At 63.2% G+C, this 13,216-nt stretch carries 14 protein-coding genes and 1 other RNA gene; 9 read left to right on the forward strand and 6 right to left on the reverse strand.

Annotated elements, in window-relative coordinates; all coding sequences use genetic code 11:
• Positions 1 to 41 precede the first annotated feature (41 nt).
• Positions 42 to 614, reverse strand: coding sequence for a 5-formyltetrahydrofolate cyclo-ligase (locus tag LAC81_RS15545; protein ID WP_223725528.1), 573 nt, complete (start codon positions 612 to 614; stop codon positions 42 to 44).
• A gap of 360 nt (positions 615 to 974) precedes the next feature.
• On the opposite strand from LAC81_RS15545, the gene LAC81_RS15550 reads away from it, so the two are divergent.
• Positions 975 to 1,184 carry a transcriptional regulator gene (locus LAC81_RS15550; protein WP_223725529.1) on the forward strand — a complete coding sequence of 70 codons (210 nt, stop codon included), beginning with the start codon at positions 975 to 977 and terminating at the stop codon, positions 1,182 to 1,184.
• 20 nt (positions 1,185 to 1,204) lie between these two features.
• Here LAC81_RS15550 and LAC81_RS15555 read toward each other — a convergent pair whose 3' ends face one another.
• Positions 1,205 to 1,423 (reverse strand): hypothetical protein, encoded by a 219-nt coding sequence (locus LAC81_RS15555; RefSeq protein ID WP_223725530.1) that lies wholly within the window; start codon positions 1,421 to 1,423, stop codon positions 1,205 to 1,207.
• Between the two features lie 111 nt (positions 1,424 to 1,534).
• On the opposite strand from LAC81_RS15555, the gene LAC81_RS15560 reads away from it, so the two are divergent.
• On the forward strand, positions 1,535 to 2,404 hold the full coding sequence (locus tag LAC81_RS15560; protein WP_223725531.1) for a LysR family transcriptional regulator: 870 nt from the start codon (positions 1,535 to 1,537) through the stop codon (positions 2,402 to 2,404).
• 22 nt (positions 2,405 to 2,426) lie between these two features.
• On the opposite strand, the gene ssrS is transcribed toward LAC81_RS15560, so the two are convergent.
• From ssrS to LAC81_RS15575, 3 genes are all read right to left on the reverse strand, one after another.
• Positions 2,427 to 2,584, reverse strand: a non-coding RNA gene (gene ssrS, locus LAC81_RS15565) — 6S RNA.
• Between the two features lie 56 nt (positions 2,585 to 2,640).
• On the reverse strand, positions 2,641 to 3,018 hold the full coding sequence (locus LAC81_RS15570; RefSeq protein WP_223725532.1) for a cell division protein ZapA: 378 nt from the start codon (positions 3,016 to 3,018) through the stop codon (positions 2,641 to 2,643).
• An 11-nt stretch (positions 3,019 to 3,029) separates the two neighbouring features.
• Complete coding sequence (locus LAC81_RS15575) at positions 3,030 to 3,299, reverse strand: DUF4164 domain-containing protein (RefSeq protein ID WP_065375262.1); 270 nt, start codon at positions 3,297 to 3,299, stop codon at positions 3,030 to 3,032.
• Positions 3,300 to 3,638: 339 nt separating this feature from the next.
• Between LAC81_RS15575 and tkt the strand changes: the two genes are divergently transcribed.
• The 6 genes from tkt (at position 3,639) to LAC81_RS15605 (ending at position 10,922) form a co-directional block, all read left to right on the forward strand.
• Positions 3,639 to 5,621 (forward strand): transketolase, encoded by a 1,983-nt coding sequence (gene tkt, locus LAC81_RS15580; protein ID WP_223725533.1) that lies wholly within the window; start codon positions 3,639 to 3,641, stop codon positions 5,619 to 5,621.
• A gap of 72 nt (positions 5,622 to 5,693) precedes the next feature.
• Positions 5,694 to 6,704 (forward strand): type I glyceraldehyde-3-phosphate dehydrogenase, encoded by a 1,011-nt coding sequence (gap, locus tag LAC81_RS15585; protein WP_223725534.1) that lies wholly within the window; start codon positions 5,694 to 5,696, stop codon positions 6,702 to 6,704.
• 5 nt (positions 6,705 to 6,709) lie between these two features.
• Positions 6,710 to 7,300, forward strand: a complete 591-nt coding sequence (locus LAC81_RS15590) for a putative glycolipid-binding domain-containing protein (protein ID WP_223725535.1) — start codon at positions 6,710 to 6,712, stop codon at positions 7,298 to 7,300.
• Positions 7,300 to 8,496 carry a phosphoglycerate kinase gene (locus LAC81_RS15595; RefSeq protein ID WP_223725536.1) on the forward strand — a complete coding sequence of 399 codons (1,197 nt, stop codon included), beginning with the start codon at positions 7,300 to 7,302 and terminating at the stop codon, positions 8,494 to 8,496. Before LAC81_RS15590 ends, LAC81_RS15595 begins: the two co-directional genes overlap by 1 nt.
• Positions 8,497 to 8,737: 241 nt before the next feature.
• The gene (locus LAC81_RS15600; RefSeq protein ID WP_223725537.1) at positions 8,738 to 9,763 is read left to right on the forward strand and encodes a class I fructose-bisphosphate aldolase; all 1,026 of its coding nucleotides are present in this window, start codon (positions 8,738 to 8,740) and stop codon (positions 9,761 to 9,763) included.
• Between the two features lie 229 nt (positions 9,764 to 9,992).
• Positions 9,993 to 10,922 carry a PhzF family phenazine biosynthesis protein gene (locus LAC81_RS15605; protein WP_223725538.1) on the forward strand — a complete coding sequence of 310 codons (930 nt, stop codon included), beginning with the start codon at positions 9,993 to 9,995 and terminating at the stop codon, positions 10,920 to 10,922.
• Between the two features lie 111 nt (positions 10,923 to 11,033).
• On the opposite strand, the gene LAC81_RS15610 is transcribed toward LAC81_RS15605, so the two are convergent.
• Positions 11,034 to 11,576, reverse strand: coding sequence for a TetR/AcrR family transcriptional regulator (locus LAC81_RS15610; protein ID WP_223725539.1), 543 nt, complete (start codon positions 11,574 to 11,576; stop codon positions 11,034 to 11,036).
• A gap of 104 nt (positions 11,577 to 11,680) precedes the next feature.
• Between LAC81_RS15610 and LAC81_RS15615 the strand changes: the two genes are divergently transcribed.
• On the forward strand, positions 11,681 to 13,195 hold the full coding sequence (locus LAC81_RS15615) for an MFS transporter (RefSeq protein WP_223725540.1): 1,515 nt from the start codon (positions 11,681 to 11,683) through the stop codon (positions 13,193 to 13,195).
• The last annotated feature ends 21 nt before the right edge of the window (positions 13,196 to 13,216 follow it).

A 13,216-nucleotide genomic window follows, 5' to 3' on the forward strand; every position in this document is an offset into this window, starting at 1 on the left:
TATCAGAATGTTAGGCCATTCGGAGGTTTCGGCAAACGATCTTAGAAATGCCGAAACCCGCTCTCCGTGAGCACCGCATCGAGCGCCACATCGTGCGGTTCGGACGGCACCGATGCGACCTCCTGGCAATCGAACGCTATGCCGATCAGCTTTGGCAGGTGGCCCTTGTTGCGCAGCCGGTCGATGGCGCGGTCGTAAAAGCCGGCCCCATAGCCGATGCGGTGGCCGGTCGAATCGAAGGCGGAAAGCGGCACGAGCATGATATCAGGATCGACCTCCGGCGCCTCCGGACCAGGTCCGGTGGTGCCGAAACCCGTCGCGATGACATCGGCACCGTCGAGCAATTCGCGGAAAATGATCGTCCGTTTGTCCAAGACCGCGGGCAGGCAGAGCCGGGCGCCGCGCTGCTTCAGCCGCGCCATCAGCGGCCGGATGTCGACCTCGGAGCGGATCGGCCAGAAGCCGGAAACGACGTGCCCGGGGTCGAGCGCGATGACGTCGCCGGCGTGATCGGCCATGGTCAGGCTCGCTTCGATCCGCATCTCCTGCGACATTGCATCACGCAACGCCAGCCTCTCCTTGCGCAGAGCCGCCTTCAAATCCTTCGGTGACATCCGATCCTCTCCTGCCAGTTCACCGCATGCCATCGTCACCGGAGAAAATCACTTCCCGAAATGGCACAAGCTCCCCATCTGTCGCCGATTCCCGGGCCGGCTGCCAGTCTGTTTAGGCGATCGCACCTTTCTCCCTCCTACCAGCATCGCCGCATTTGCAACGGTTTGCGACAGTCATGCCGCCCTCTTCCCACTTCAGTACAGCATTAGCTTTCCATTCATCATGGGCAAGGGTTCTGCTTTCATGGAGCCTGGGGCACGTGCAAATAAGGACACGATTTCAAATAATTAGCAGGAACTAATGCCCGCGCTCGATGTAAGGACGCGATCCTGCAGGCAGCAGTGGAAAAGCCGACGTCCATGAAGGACCAGATGAACGAACTCGAACCCTTGGAACTGCGCTGTCTGACGCTCGCCGCCCGCGGTCGCACACGCCAGGACATGATGCGCGAGACAGACATTCCTCTCGACCGGATCGATCGGGCACTGGCGGATGCCATGCGCAAGTTGCAGGCGGGCAATCTCGCCGAAGCGGTGTTTCGCGCCGCCAGACTCGATCTCATCTCCTGATCCCGCACCAGAAAAATCGCTTACAGCAACCAGTGCGACCGGTAGACGCTTGCCAGACTTTCGCGCCGCATCATCCCGGCAGCCTCCTGACAGATCCCCGCATCGCGCAGGAGCGCCGGTCTGCCTGACGGCACATTCACCAGCGCCACAGGAAGCAGAAGGTCGCGGGACCATCGCGTCACGCGACGCCGCAGCGCGATGGAGGCTTCGGAGAAGGCGAAAACGGCAAGCACGCTCATGGGGTATGCCCTGCGCAAGATGATCGGATCACGCGATCTTCGTCCTTGCGTTGACATCTGACAAACGAATTGCAAGCATGGCTTCCATCAGAACTTCTGATGGTTACAGCCATGTCTCTTCCGCTCGACAGCGACCTGCTCCGAACCTTTCTTGCGGTGGTCGACACCGGCAACGTCACGCGCGCCGCCAATATTGTCGGGCGCACGCAATCCGCCGTCAGCATGCAGATCAAGAAACTCGAGGACATGCTCGGCGACACCCTGTTCGAGCGACACTCGCGTGGTGTCGTGCTGACACCGCAGGGATTGCGACTGCTCGACAATGCGAGACGCATCGTGACGCTGCTCGACGATACTTCTGCCGCGATGCGCCAGCCTGCCCTCGACGGCGCGGTCCGCATCGGCATTCCCGAGGAGTACATCAACTCTACCCTGCCGAAAGCGCTCGGAACCTTCGCCGCCATCCACCCCGGCGTCGAAGTCACCGTGCAGCAGGGCGCCTCCATGACCAACATCGCAGCACTGGAAGCCGGCGAAATCGATCTCGCCGTCGTCTTCGAGCCCGGCGGGCGGACGAAGAATGAAGTGCTGATGATGGACCCGACCGTCTGGGTGACCTCCGAGCAGCACCGCACCGACGAGCGGCGGCCTCTGCCGATCGCCACCTATACCTATCTGGAGGGCGGCTGGTGCGACGACCTCGCCCAGCGCAATCTCAGGAAATGCCGCCTTGAAAGCCGCGTCGCCTATGTCAGCCGCACGAGCGGCGGCCTGATGGCGGCCGTGGTGTCGGGCCTTGCCATTGCGCCGCTCGCTCGCAGCAGCATCCCGGCCGGGTGCCGCGAACTGACGGCCGATGACGGCTACGAGGTGATCGACCACTCGAACGTCGTGCTGCGGATATCGAAAGCTGGAAACGGCAAGGACCGGATCGTCGAGGCCATGGCCGATGCCATCAGGCGGGCCTTTGCCGGAGATTGAGCGGTCACATAAAGAGGGAGAGGTGCGATCCACACAACCGATGGATATTTTACGATCCCGGGTGCCTACAAAGTAGGTGGGCGCCATGTGTCCAGACCCACGAGCCCGGACAGGGACAGCTCCCTTGAGATCGAGTATGGCCCCGGGGATTGTGGTTCCTGTCGGGAAGCGCAGACCGCACCCGATATATAAAGTGTCTCGGTGCTTCGCGCCAGAGGCTTCCCGCCGAAACCTTGTCAGCCTGCCGGCGTCGTCGGTCGGCCGTTCAGCTTGGCGGCAATGCTGTGGATCTGTTGGGTGACTTCGCTGAGGGCGGAGGCCAGCGCTTCCTCGCTCTTCATCTGATCGGACATGGCGGCGTCGCGCCCGTTGGTCAGGTTGCCGACCTCGGTCTCGAGGTTCTTCAGCCGGCGATTGACCTCACTGAGTTCGTCCATGACCATGATGCCGGCCATGACGGTGAGGCGCAGATCGCCGATCTCGCCGAACTGGCTCTTGAGGTGCCCGACATACTGATCGAAATTGGTGGCAAGCTCGATCAGATGATCCTCCTGCCCCTCCTCGCAAGCCATCCGGTAGGCCTTGCCGTCGATCGATACTGTGACCTGCGCCATGTCGCTTGTTCCTAGCGGTCGAGCACCGCCCGAATGGTTTCCATCGCCGTCACGAGGCGACGGGAAACCTCGCGGTTGACCTCCTCGAGCCGATTTGCCCGGAACTGCGACTGATCGAGCTCCTGTGCGAGCCGCGAGCGGTCGGTGTTGACGCGCCGCACCTCGCTTTCGAACTCGCCGAAATCCCGTTCCCTGTCAAACCGACCGTCGATCGCATTCTCCAGGGACTGCACCGCGTTACGCAGTTCGTCGATCGCCGCTTTGACAGTCTTTGCCGGCATGTGTTCCGAATACCTCGCCCGTGAGGCCGAATCGCCCGAATCCCGTCCGCCGCTTCGGCTCGATCTTTTTTAAACCTATTACGTAAGTCTCAACAATGCCAAGCTCCGCAAACAACTACGGAAGCTGTGGATGGATTGCGTAGCCGGCTTTCTTCAACGGCGGTGCGAAAGCGTTGTTGCATTGCGGGACAAGGCCCGGAACAACCTGCCGTCAAATGGCCGCGGAAGGCCCGTATTTATTGACTCGCACGGCGCACCTGCTATGTGTCAGCCGCTTCTTGCGCGGTCTTTGGAGGATAGAGACCGTTCCCTGACCACCGAACGCAAAACGGAACAGTCATGATCTCTCGCGAAAAACACGACCGGATGGCAAATGCGATCCGATTCCTCTCCATGGATGCCGTCGAGAAGGCAAATTCCGGCCACCCTGGCCTGCCCATGGGCGCAGCCGACATAGCGACAGTCCTCTTTACGCGCTATCTGAGCTTCGACCCCAAGAACCCCTCCTGGCCGAACCGCGACCGCTTCGTGCTGTCGGCCGGCCACGGCTCGATGCTGCTCTATTCGCTGCTCTATTTGACGGGCTACGAAGACATCTCGATCGAAGAGATCAAGAATTTCCGCCAACTTGGCGCCCGCACCGCCGGCCACCCGGAATACGGCCACGCCGCCGGCATCGAGACGACCACGGGTCCGCTCGGCCAGGGCATTGCCAACGCTGTCGGCATGGCGATCGCAGAGCGCAAGCTGCGTGACGAATTCGGCTCCAACCTGATGGAGCACTATACCTATGTGCTCGCCGGTGACGGCTGCCTCATGGAAGGCATCAGCCAGGAAGCGATCTCGCTTGCCGGCCACCTGAAGCTCAACAAGCTGATCGTCTTCTGGGACGACAACAACATCTCGATCGACGGCCCGATCTCGATCGCCGACTCGACCGACCAGCACGCCCGCTTCCGCGCCAGCAACTGGAACACGATTGCCGTCGACGGCCACGACCCGGACGCGATTGCTGCAGCGATCGACCAGGCCCAGAAGTCCGACAAGCCGACGATGATCGCCTGCAAGACGACGATCGGCTTCGGCGCACCGAACAAGGCCGGCACCCACAAGGTCCACGGTTCGCCGCTCGGCGCCGAGGAAATCGCTGCCACCCGCAAGGCACTCGGCTGGGAAGCCGAAGCGTTCGTCGTTCCCTCCGACGTGCTCGACGCCTGGCGTCTGGCCGGCCTGCGCTCCACCAAGGCGCGCAAGGAATGGGAAGAGCGCCTCGAAAAGAGCGATGCCGAGAAGAAGGCCCAGTTCGTTCGCCGCTTCTCCGGCGAACTCGAAGGCCGTCTGTCCTCCGCCATCGACGACTACAAGAAGAAGCTCGCTGAGACCAAGCCGTCGCCGGCAACCCGCAAGGCTTCCGAAGACGCGCTCGAAGTCATCAACGGCGTTCTGGCCGAAACCATCGGCGGCTCGGCCGACCTGACCGGCTCGAACAACACCAAGACGAGCCAGACCAAGTCGATCACGCCGGACGATTTCTCCGGTCGCTATATCCACTGGGGCGTGCGCGAACACGGCATGGCCGCTGCCATGAACGGCATGGCGCTGCACGGCGGCGTCATCCCCTATTCCGGCGGCTTCCTGATCTTCTCGGACTATTGCCGTCCGTCGATCCGCCTTGCCGCGCTGATGGGCATCCGCGTCATCCATGTGCTGACGCATGACTCGATCGGCCTCGGCGAAGACGGCCCGACGCACCAGCCGGTCGAGCATATGGCAGCCCTTCGCGCCATCCCGACCCTTCTGATGTTCCGCCCGGCCGACGCCACGGAAACGGCAGAATGCTGGCAGCTCGCGCTCGAAAGCCACAACCGCCCGTCCGGAATCGCGCTGACGCGCCAGAACCTGATGGCCGTTCGCACCGAGTATGAAGAAGAGAACCTGTGCGCCCACGGCGCCTACGACCTGATCTCGGCCGCCGACGCCAAGGTCACGATCTTCGCGACCGGCTCGGAAGTCGAAATCGCCGTCAAGGCCTGCCAGACGCTGACCGCCAAGGGCATCTCGACCCGCGTTGTCTCCGTTCCCTGCTTCGAGCTTTTCGCCGAGCAGAGCGAAGATTACCAGCAGGCGATCATCGGCAACTCGCCGGTCAAGATCGCCGTCGAAGCCGGCATCCGTCAGGGCTGGGATCACTTCATCGGCAGCGATGGCACCTTCATCGGCATGTCGTCCTTCGGTGCCTCCGGTCCCTATAAGGAGCTTTACAAGCACTTCGGCATCACGCCCGAGGCGGTGGTTGCCGCGGCTGAAGCGAAGCTCGCCTGATCAATCTGCGGGGCGCGCCGAAAGGTGCGCCCCGCTTTTTTCGTACCACGTCAGTCAGACAGGGAGAGACCCATGACAGTGAAAGTCGCCATCAACGGTTTTGGCCGCATCGGCCGCAACGTGCTCCGCGCGATCGTCGAATCCGGCCGCACCGACATCGAAGTCGTTGCCATCAACGATCTCGGCCCCGTTGAGACCAACGCTCACCTGCTGCGCTACGATTCGATCCACGGTCGCTTCCCGGCCGAGGTCAAGGTCGAAGGCGACACGATCACCATCAACGGCGGCAAGCCGATCAAGGTGACCGCGATCAAGGATCCGGCAACGCTGCCGCACAAGGAACTCGGCATCGACATCGCGATGGAATGCACCGGCATCTTCACCGCCCGCGACAAGGCTGCAGCCCACCTGACGGCAGGCGCCAAGCGCGTCATCGTCTCGGCTCCGGCCGACGGCGCCGACCTGACGGTCGTCTACGGCGTCAACCACGACCAGCTGACCAAGGACCACCTGGTCATCTCCAACGCATCCTGCACGACGAACTGCCTGGTTCCGGTCGTCAAGGTCCTGAACGATGTCATCGGCATCAACCATGGCTTCATGACCACGATCCACTCCTACACCAACGACCAGCCGTCGCTCGACCAGATGCACAAGGATCTGTACCGCGCCCGCGCTGCCGCTCTGTCGATGATCCCGACCTCGACGGGTGCCGCCAAGGCCGTCGGCCTGGTTCTGCCGGAACTGAAGGGCAAGCTCGACGGCACGTCGATCCGCGTCCCGACCCCGAACGTCTCGGTCGTCGACTTCAAGTTCGTCGCCAAGCGCAACACCTCGGTCGAGGAAATCACCAACGCCATCAAGGCCGCCTCCAACGGCGCGCTGAAGGGCGTCCTTGGCTACACGGAAGAGCCGCTCGTTTCGCGCGACTTCAACCACGACAGCCACTCCTCGATCTTCGCGATCGACCAGACCAAGGTTGTCGAAGGCAACTTTGTACGTATCCTCACCTGGTACGACAACGAATGGGGCTTCTCGAACCGCATGGCCGACACGGCTGTCGCCTTCGCCAAGCTCATCTAACGCAGATGTTTCGCGCCCTTTCTTCAACAACGGTCCGCTGGCGTCCGCTTGAAGGAGAAGGGCTCGAACACCTGACGCTGACGCAAACCGAAACTACCGACGGCGCGATCATCCGCGCCGTTGGCGTTCTCATCGGCCACCGCGGCGGTACGCCCTACGGCGTACGCTACCGGATCGATTGCGACGAGGCCTGGCTGGTTCGCAAGTTCATGGTCGACACCACCGATGGCCGAAGCCTGCATCTGCGCTCGGATATTCCTGGCGAATGGGCGACGGCGCGCGGCACGCCCCTCCCCGAATTCGACGGCTGCATCGACATCGACCTCGCCGGCACGCCCTTCACCAACACGCTGCCGATCCGCCGGCTCGGCCTTACCCGCCAGTCCGGCACCGCCAGGCTGAAGATGCTCTACGTGCCGTTCGACACGTTCGAGCCCGTCGTCGACGGCCAGCACTACACCTGCCTCGAAGACTTCAGGCTCTATCGCTACGAGGCGGAGGACCGCAGCTTTGCCGCGGACCTGCCGGTAGATGAGGACGGCCTCGTCATCGATTACCCCACCCTTTTCCAGAGACTATCACCGGAGACTATCTGATGACTTTCAAGACCCTCGACGATCTGACCGACATCGCCGGCAAGCGCGTGCTGGTGCGCGTCGATCTCAACGTGCCGGTCAAGGACGGCGTGGTCACCGACGCGACCCGCATCGAGCGCGTCGCGCCGACCATCCGCGAATTGTCCGAGAAGGGCGCCAAGGTCATCCTGCTGGCCCATTTCGGCCGCCCGAAGGGTGAACCGGTCGCTGACATGTCGCTGAAGACGATCGCTCCGGCCGTCGAAGACGTGCTCGACCAGCGCGTTCACTTCGCCGCCGACTGCATCGGCGACAAGGCGAAGAACGCGATCGCCGAAATGAGCGACGGCGATGTGCTGCTGCTCGAAAACACCCGCTTCCACAAGGGCGAGGAGAAGAACGAAGCTGAGTTCGTCAAGGCGCTTGCCGCCAACGGCGACATTTATGTCAACGATGCCTTCTCGGCCGCCCACCGCGCCCATGCCTCGACCGAGGGCCTTGCCCACCACCTGCCGGCCTATGCCGGCCGCACCATGCAAGCCGAACTCGAGGCGCTCGAAAAGGGCCTCGGCCAGCCGAAGCGCCCGGTCGTTGCCATCGTCGGCGGCGCCAAGGTCTCGACCAAGATCGACCTGCTGCAGAACCTCGTGACCAAGGTCGACGCGCTCGTCATCGGCGGTGGCATGGCCAACACCTTCATCGCTGCCAAGGGCATCAATGTCGGCAAGTCGCTCTGCGAGCATGACCTCGCCGACACCGCCAAGGCGATCATCGCTGCCGCCGACAAGGCCGGCTGCGCCATCGTGTTGCCGGAAGACGGCGTCATCGCCCGCGAATTCAAGGCCGGTGCCGACAACGAAGTGGTCGATATCAGCGCCATCCCTGCCGATGCCATGGTTCTCGACGTCGGTCCGAAGTCGATCGCAGCCGTCAATGACTGGATCTCCAAGGCCGAAACGCTCGTCTGGAACGGCCCGCTCGGCGCCTTCGAGATCGCCCCCTTCGACAAGGCGACAGTCGCCGTTGCCAAGCATGCGGCCGCCCGGACCCGGCAGGGTTCGCTGGTATCCGTTGCCGGTGGCGGCGATACCGTCGCAGCGCTGAACCATGCCGAAGTCGCCGACGATTTCAGCTACGTCTCGACCGCTGGCGGCGCCTTCCTGGAGTGGATGGAAGGCAAGCCCCTCCCGGGCGTCGACATCCTCAAGCAGAAGTAAGCCGTGCAACCGGCGCGTGGGGACAGCCCACGCGCCGGCAATCAAGAAAAAGCCTCATTTATTCAACCGATTAAAAAATTTTAAATCGTTTTAGTCGATTTTCTCGCCATTTTCCTGGACAATTTCACCTGTTACTCGCGCCCTTGTTTGGAGCGTGGCGGTTGCTCCGTGCGCCGTCGGTCCGAAACTGTTTCAGTACTCGCCCCGATCCTGGTGATCGGCGCTGTCTAGGGAGAAAAACATGAGCGAAAGACTGGAAGACATCGCTGTCGCCATGGTCGCCAACGGCCGGGGGCTGCTCGCCGCCGACGAGTCCACGGCAACGATCAAGAAACGCTTCGACACGATCGGCCTGGAATCCACCGAGGCATCCAGGCGAGACTATCGCGAGATGCTGCTGCGCGCCGACGAGGCAATGCGCAAATACATCTCCGGTGTCATTCTCTATGAGGAAACCCTGTTCCAGAGGGCGGCAGACGGCACGCCGCTCGTCGACATCATCCGGGCCGCCGGCTCGATCCCCGGCATCAAGGTCGATGCCGGCGCCAAGCCGATGACCAACTTCCCGGCCGAGACGATCACCGAAGGCCTTGATGGCCTCGCGCAACGGCTGGCCAGATATCACGAAGCCGGCGCACGCTTCGCCAAGTGGCGCGGCGTGATCTCCGTCTCCGATACGTTGCCGACCGCCGGCGCCGTTCGCGCCAACGCCCATGCACTTGCGCGCTATGCCGCCCTTTGCCAGGACGCCGGCATCGTGCCGATCGTCGAGCCGGAGGTGCTCATGGATGGTGCGCCGGGCGACCATTCGATCGATCGCTCCGAGCACGTGACGGAGTGGGCGCTGCGCGTCACCTTCGAGGAGCTGGCGGCAATGCGGGTCAAGCTCGAAGGCATGATCCTGAAACCGAGCATGGTGATCGACGGTAAGAAGGCGCGCAACGCTTCCGTCGCCGAAGTGGCCGAACGCACCATCAAGGTGCTGAAGCGCACCGTTCCCTCGGCCGTGCCGGGCATCGCCTTCCTCTCCGGCGGCCAATCGACCGAAGAGGCGACCGCCCATCTTTCGGCGATGAACATCGCCCGCGACCTGCCGTGGAAGCTGACTTTCTCCTATGGCCGCGCCCTGCAGCAGGAGGCGCTCAACGCCTGGAACGGCAAGGCCGAGAACGTCGCCGCCGGCCAGCGCGCCTTCTCGCACCGAGCCGAAATGTGCAGTCTTGCGGCCAAGGGCGCCTGGAAGAAGGATCTCGAGAAGGCCGCCTGAGTGCCACTCGACAGAAGGCAAGCGAAGGGGCCGCAAGCCGGCCCCTTTTCGTGTTCCTCGGCCGCATGATGGCGTCATCGGCATCGGGGAGGTAACGGACAGCAAGGGAAACCTAAGCGCACGCCGCCGCCCCGATCGAACTTGTCACCGGAACAAGTTGGCGCCTTTGCCCGTCGCGGGCGCTGGCTTAAGGCTTGGCTTCGCATCCAACGCCAGCGAAAGCCGAGCCATGACCGCAGCCTCGCCATCCATCGCCTATGTCACCGTCGACGTCTTTACGGCCGAGCGTTTCGCCGGCAATCAACTTGCGGTCATTCCGGATGCCCGGGGCTTGAGCGGCGGGCAGATGCAGGCGATCGCGACCGAATTTGGTTACTCGGAAGTCACCTTCGTGCTGCCGCCGCGCGACCCCAGCAACACCGCCGAGGTCCGGATCTTCACCCCGACGATGGAAATTCCCTTTGCCGGCCACCCGAATGTCGGCACCGCCTTCGTGCTCGGCAGACAGAATGAAATCTTCGGCCGTGTGCCCGGCGACATCCTGCGCTTCGAGGAAAAGGCGGGCCTGGTCGAGGCGACGTTGCTGCGGGAGCAAGGCGAAGTCACCGGCGCCCGTATCGTGGTACCGCGGAGCTTGACGGCAGGCCCGGAAATCGACGCCGAGACGATCGCTGCCTGCGCGTCGTTGACATCGGAAGCCGTCAGCACACGCACCCACACGCCGATCCGGCTTTCGGTCGGCCTGCCCTTCGCCGTTGCGGAATTGAGCGATGTTGCGACGCTTTCGGCAGCGAGACCGAACGTCACCGCCTTCCATGCGGCCAATGCCCGCTACAAGCCGGAGGAGGACAGCTTCAGCCTGTTCCTCTACGCGCGCTCCGAGGACGCGCCGTGGCAGATCCGGGCGCGCATGTTCGCCCCGCTCGACAACGTCAACGAGGATCCCGCCACCGGTAGCGCCTCGGCAGCTCTTTCCGCCCATCTCGTCGCGCTGCTGCCGGATCAGGATATCGATATCGAGATCACCATCGAACAGGGCGTGGAGATGGGCCGGCGCAGTCTCATTGGCGCCTCTGTCCGCAAGCAGGGCGGCATCGTTCGGCAGGTCAGTCTCTCCGGCAATTGCGTCAGCGCGATGCGTGGGCTGATCGATCTGTAGTGCTTTCCGCCTGGTGGCCGTCAGCGGCGATCACCGGGGGTTCAGCCTCGCACGCCGTAACGCGCCGAATGCTGTGTAATTTCTTGCTTGGATCGATGCCGATCTAAGGAGTTACACAGTAGGCAACAGCTTCAAGATATCACCGAACATGTCCCGCCATTCGGCATCGTCCATCTCGACGAAGCCGAAGCCGCGCAGCAGAAAGACGCCTTCCGTAGCCAGGAAGGCGAGCCGCGCACGGCGCCCCTCCTCCGTCGACAGGTCGATGCCATCGAGACGTGCACGGTACCAGGCACGGTTCTTCGCCATATGCTCTTCGCGCTGCAAGAGTGCCGCCATCATGCCGGATGTGCGCGCCCTGTCAGCTGTGTTCATCCGGGCGGTCACCGCCGCATGCGCGCGCATCGCCTTCACCGGATCGGCGTCATCGCCGCCCTCCGCGGCAACGGCGCTATCGAATTCGCTGAACCAGCGCTCCATCATCGCGTCGATCAGCCCGTCCTTGTTGCCGAAGCAATATTGCACGCCGCCCTTGGTAATGCCGGAAGCCTTGGCGACGGCATCGATCGTCAGACCGGCTGCACCAACCGCGTTCACGATCGCCTCCGCAGCATCCAGCACCTTGTCGCGATCGATCGTCCGTCGTCGTCCCATTCTTGATTTTCCCTTTCAATTCCATACGTATGTATTTATATAGCTGCCCTGATGTTAACAAGGCCTTGCCCTCAATTGATCCTGGGCGGCCATAGAGGTGTACCATGCATCCGCAAAATCGCTGGCTCATTCTGGCCATCGTATCGAGCGCACTCTTTTTGATCGTCGTCGATATGACGGTGCTCTATACCGCCCTGCCCCGCCTGACCCATGACCTCGGCGCCACCGCGTCGGAGAAGCTCTGGATCGTCAATGCCTATGCACTCGTCGTAGCCGGGCTGCTGCCTGGCCTCGGCACGCTGGGAGATCGGCTCGGGCACAAGAAACCCTTCATTGTCGGCCTCGCCGTTTTCGGCATCGCCTCGCTGATCGCCGCCTATGCCCCCAGCCCGACGATCCTGATCGGCGGCCGAGTGCTGCTTGCCGTCGGCGCTGCGCTGATGATGCCGGCGACGCTGTCGATCATCCGCCTCACCTTCACCGACGAGCGCGAGCGAGCGCTGGCGATCGGCGTCTGGGCCGCCATAGCCTCCGGTGGCGCTGCCATCGGTCCGGTTCTTGGTGGCTTCCTGCTGGAATATTTCTGGTGGGGCTCGGTCTTCCTGATCAACGTACCGATCGTCGCGATCGCTCTGCTGCTCGGTGTCGTCGTACTGCCGAACAACGCCGGCAATCCCAAGCATCCGTGGGACGCGCTCGGCTCGTTCCAGATCATGGTCGGCCTCATCGGCCTTGCCTATGCCGTCAAGGAAACGAGCAAGCGCGAACCGTCACTGGAAGCGGGCCTCGCCGCAGCCGTGATCGGCGCGATCGGCCTCGTCCTCTTCGTCCGGCGGCAACGGCGCAGCGTGCACCCGCTGATCGATTTCAGCCTGTTCCGCAACGGCGCGTTTTCCTCGGGTGTCGCGGCCGCCCTGGTGGCATCGGCCTCCATCGTCGGGATCGAACTGGTGCTGAGCCAGCAGTTGCAGCTGGTCGAGGGCTTTTCGCCGCTTCAGGCGGGCCTCTTCATCTTGCCTATCCCGCTTGCCGCCTTTGTTGCTGGTCCGCTCACCGGCGCCCTCCTGCCCCGTCTCGGAGCGGAAGTGGTGCTGCGCTCCGGCCTCATTCTCGCGGCCCTCGGCCTCGGGGGATACCTGTTGGTCCACGGGTCCGGCGCGCTTGCCCAGATTGCCAGCCTCGTCGTTCTCGGCCTCGGCATAGGCGCCGCGATGACCGCCGCCTCCAGCGCCATCATGTTCAATGCCCCGCCGGAGCGGGCCGGCATGGCGGCCTCCATCGAGGAAGTCTCGTTCGAGCTCGGCGGCGCAATCGGCATCGCCGTTCTCGGCAGCGTGATGTCGCTCGTCTACACCGCCTTCCTCGTGCTGCCGGAAGGTGCCTCCATTTCGGCGATAGCACGCGACAGCCTCGACGAAGCCCTGCTTCTCGCCGAGAAGCTGCCGGCGGATGTGGCCGGCGAACTGGTGACGCGCGCCAGGCTCGCCTTCGAGCAGGCCTTTACCGCGGTCGTGATCGTTGCGACGGCCATGCTCTTTGTCACCGGTGCGGCCATCTGGTGGCTGACGGGCGGCCGCAGCACAGCGCCGGCGGCATCCCGTCAGGCAGGGCACCACTAAGGGTGAACGCCGGGCGATCCC

It is taken from the genome of Ensifer adhaerens, from assembly GCF_020035535.1.
In the GTDB taxonomy this organism is placed as follows: Bacteria; Pseudomonadota; Alphaproteobacteria; order Rhizobiales; family Rhizobiaceae; genus Ensifer.

Coding starts and splice junctions, on each gene's coding strand:
- LAC81_RS15575 (WP_065375262.1), bottom strand. CDS start 3,299: ATGCCGGCAAAGACTGTCAAAGCGGCGATCGACGAACTGCGTAACGCG.
- LAC81_RS15595 (WP_223725536.1), top strand. CDS start 7,300: ATGACTTTCAAGACCCTCGACGATCTGACCGACATCGCCGGCAAGCGC.
- LAC81_RS15590 (WP_223725535.1), top strand. CDS start 6,710: ATGTTTCGCGCCCTTTCTTCAACAACGGTCCGCTGGCGTCCGCTTGAA.
- LAC81_RS15615 (WP_223725540.1), top strand. CDS start 11,681: ATGCATCCGCAAAATCGCTGGCTCATTCTGGCCATCGTATCGAGCGCA.
- LAC81_RS15600 (WP_223725537.1), top strand. CDS start 8,738: ATGAGCGAAAGACTGGAAGACATCGCTGTCGCCATGGTCGCCAACGGC.
- LAC81_RS15610 (WP_223725539.1), bottom strand. CDS start 11,576: ATGGGACGACGACGGACGATCGATCGCGACAAGGTGCTGGATGCTGCG.
- tkt (WP_223725533.1), top strand. CDS start 3,639: ATGATCTCTCGCGAAAAACACGACCGGATGGCAAATGCGATCCGATTC.
- LAC81_RS15560 (WP_223725531.1), top strand. CDS start 1,535: ATGTCTCTTCCGCTCGACAGCGACCTGCTCCGAACCTTTCTTGCGGTG.
- LAC81_RS15570 (WP_223725532.1), bottom strand. CDS start 3,018: ATGGCGCAGGTCACAGTATCGATCGACGGCAAGGCCTACCGGATGGCT.
- gap (WP_223725534.1), top strand. CDS start 5,694: ATGACAGTGAAAGTCGCCATCAACGGTTTTGGCCGCATCGGCCGCAAC.
- LAC81_RS15550 (WP_223725529.1), top strand. CDS start 975: ATGAAGGACCAGATGAACGAACTCGAACCCTTGGAACTGCGCTGTCTG.
- LAC81_RS15555 (WP_223725530.1), bottom strand. CDS start 1,423: ATGAGCGTGCTTGCCGTTTTCGCCTTCTCCGAAGCCTCCATCGCGCTG.
- LAC81_RS15545 (WP_223725528.1), bottom strand. CDS start 614: ATGTCACCGAAGGATTTGAAGGCGGCTCTGCGCAAGGAGAGGCTGGCG.
- LAC81_RS15605 (WP_223725538.1), top strand. CDS start 9,993: ATGACCGCAGCCTCGCCATCCATCGCCTATGTCACCGTCGACGTCTTT.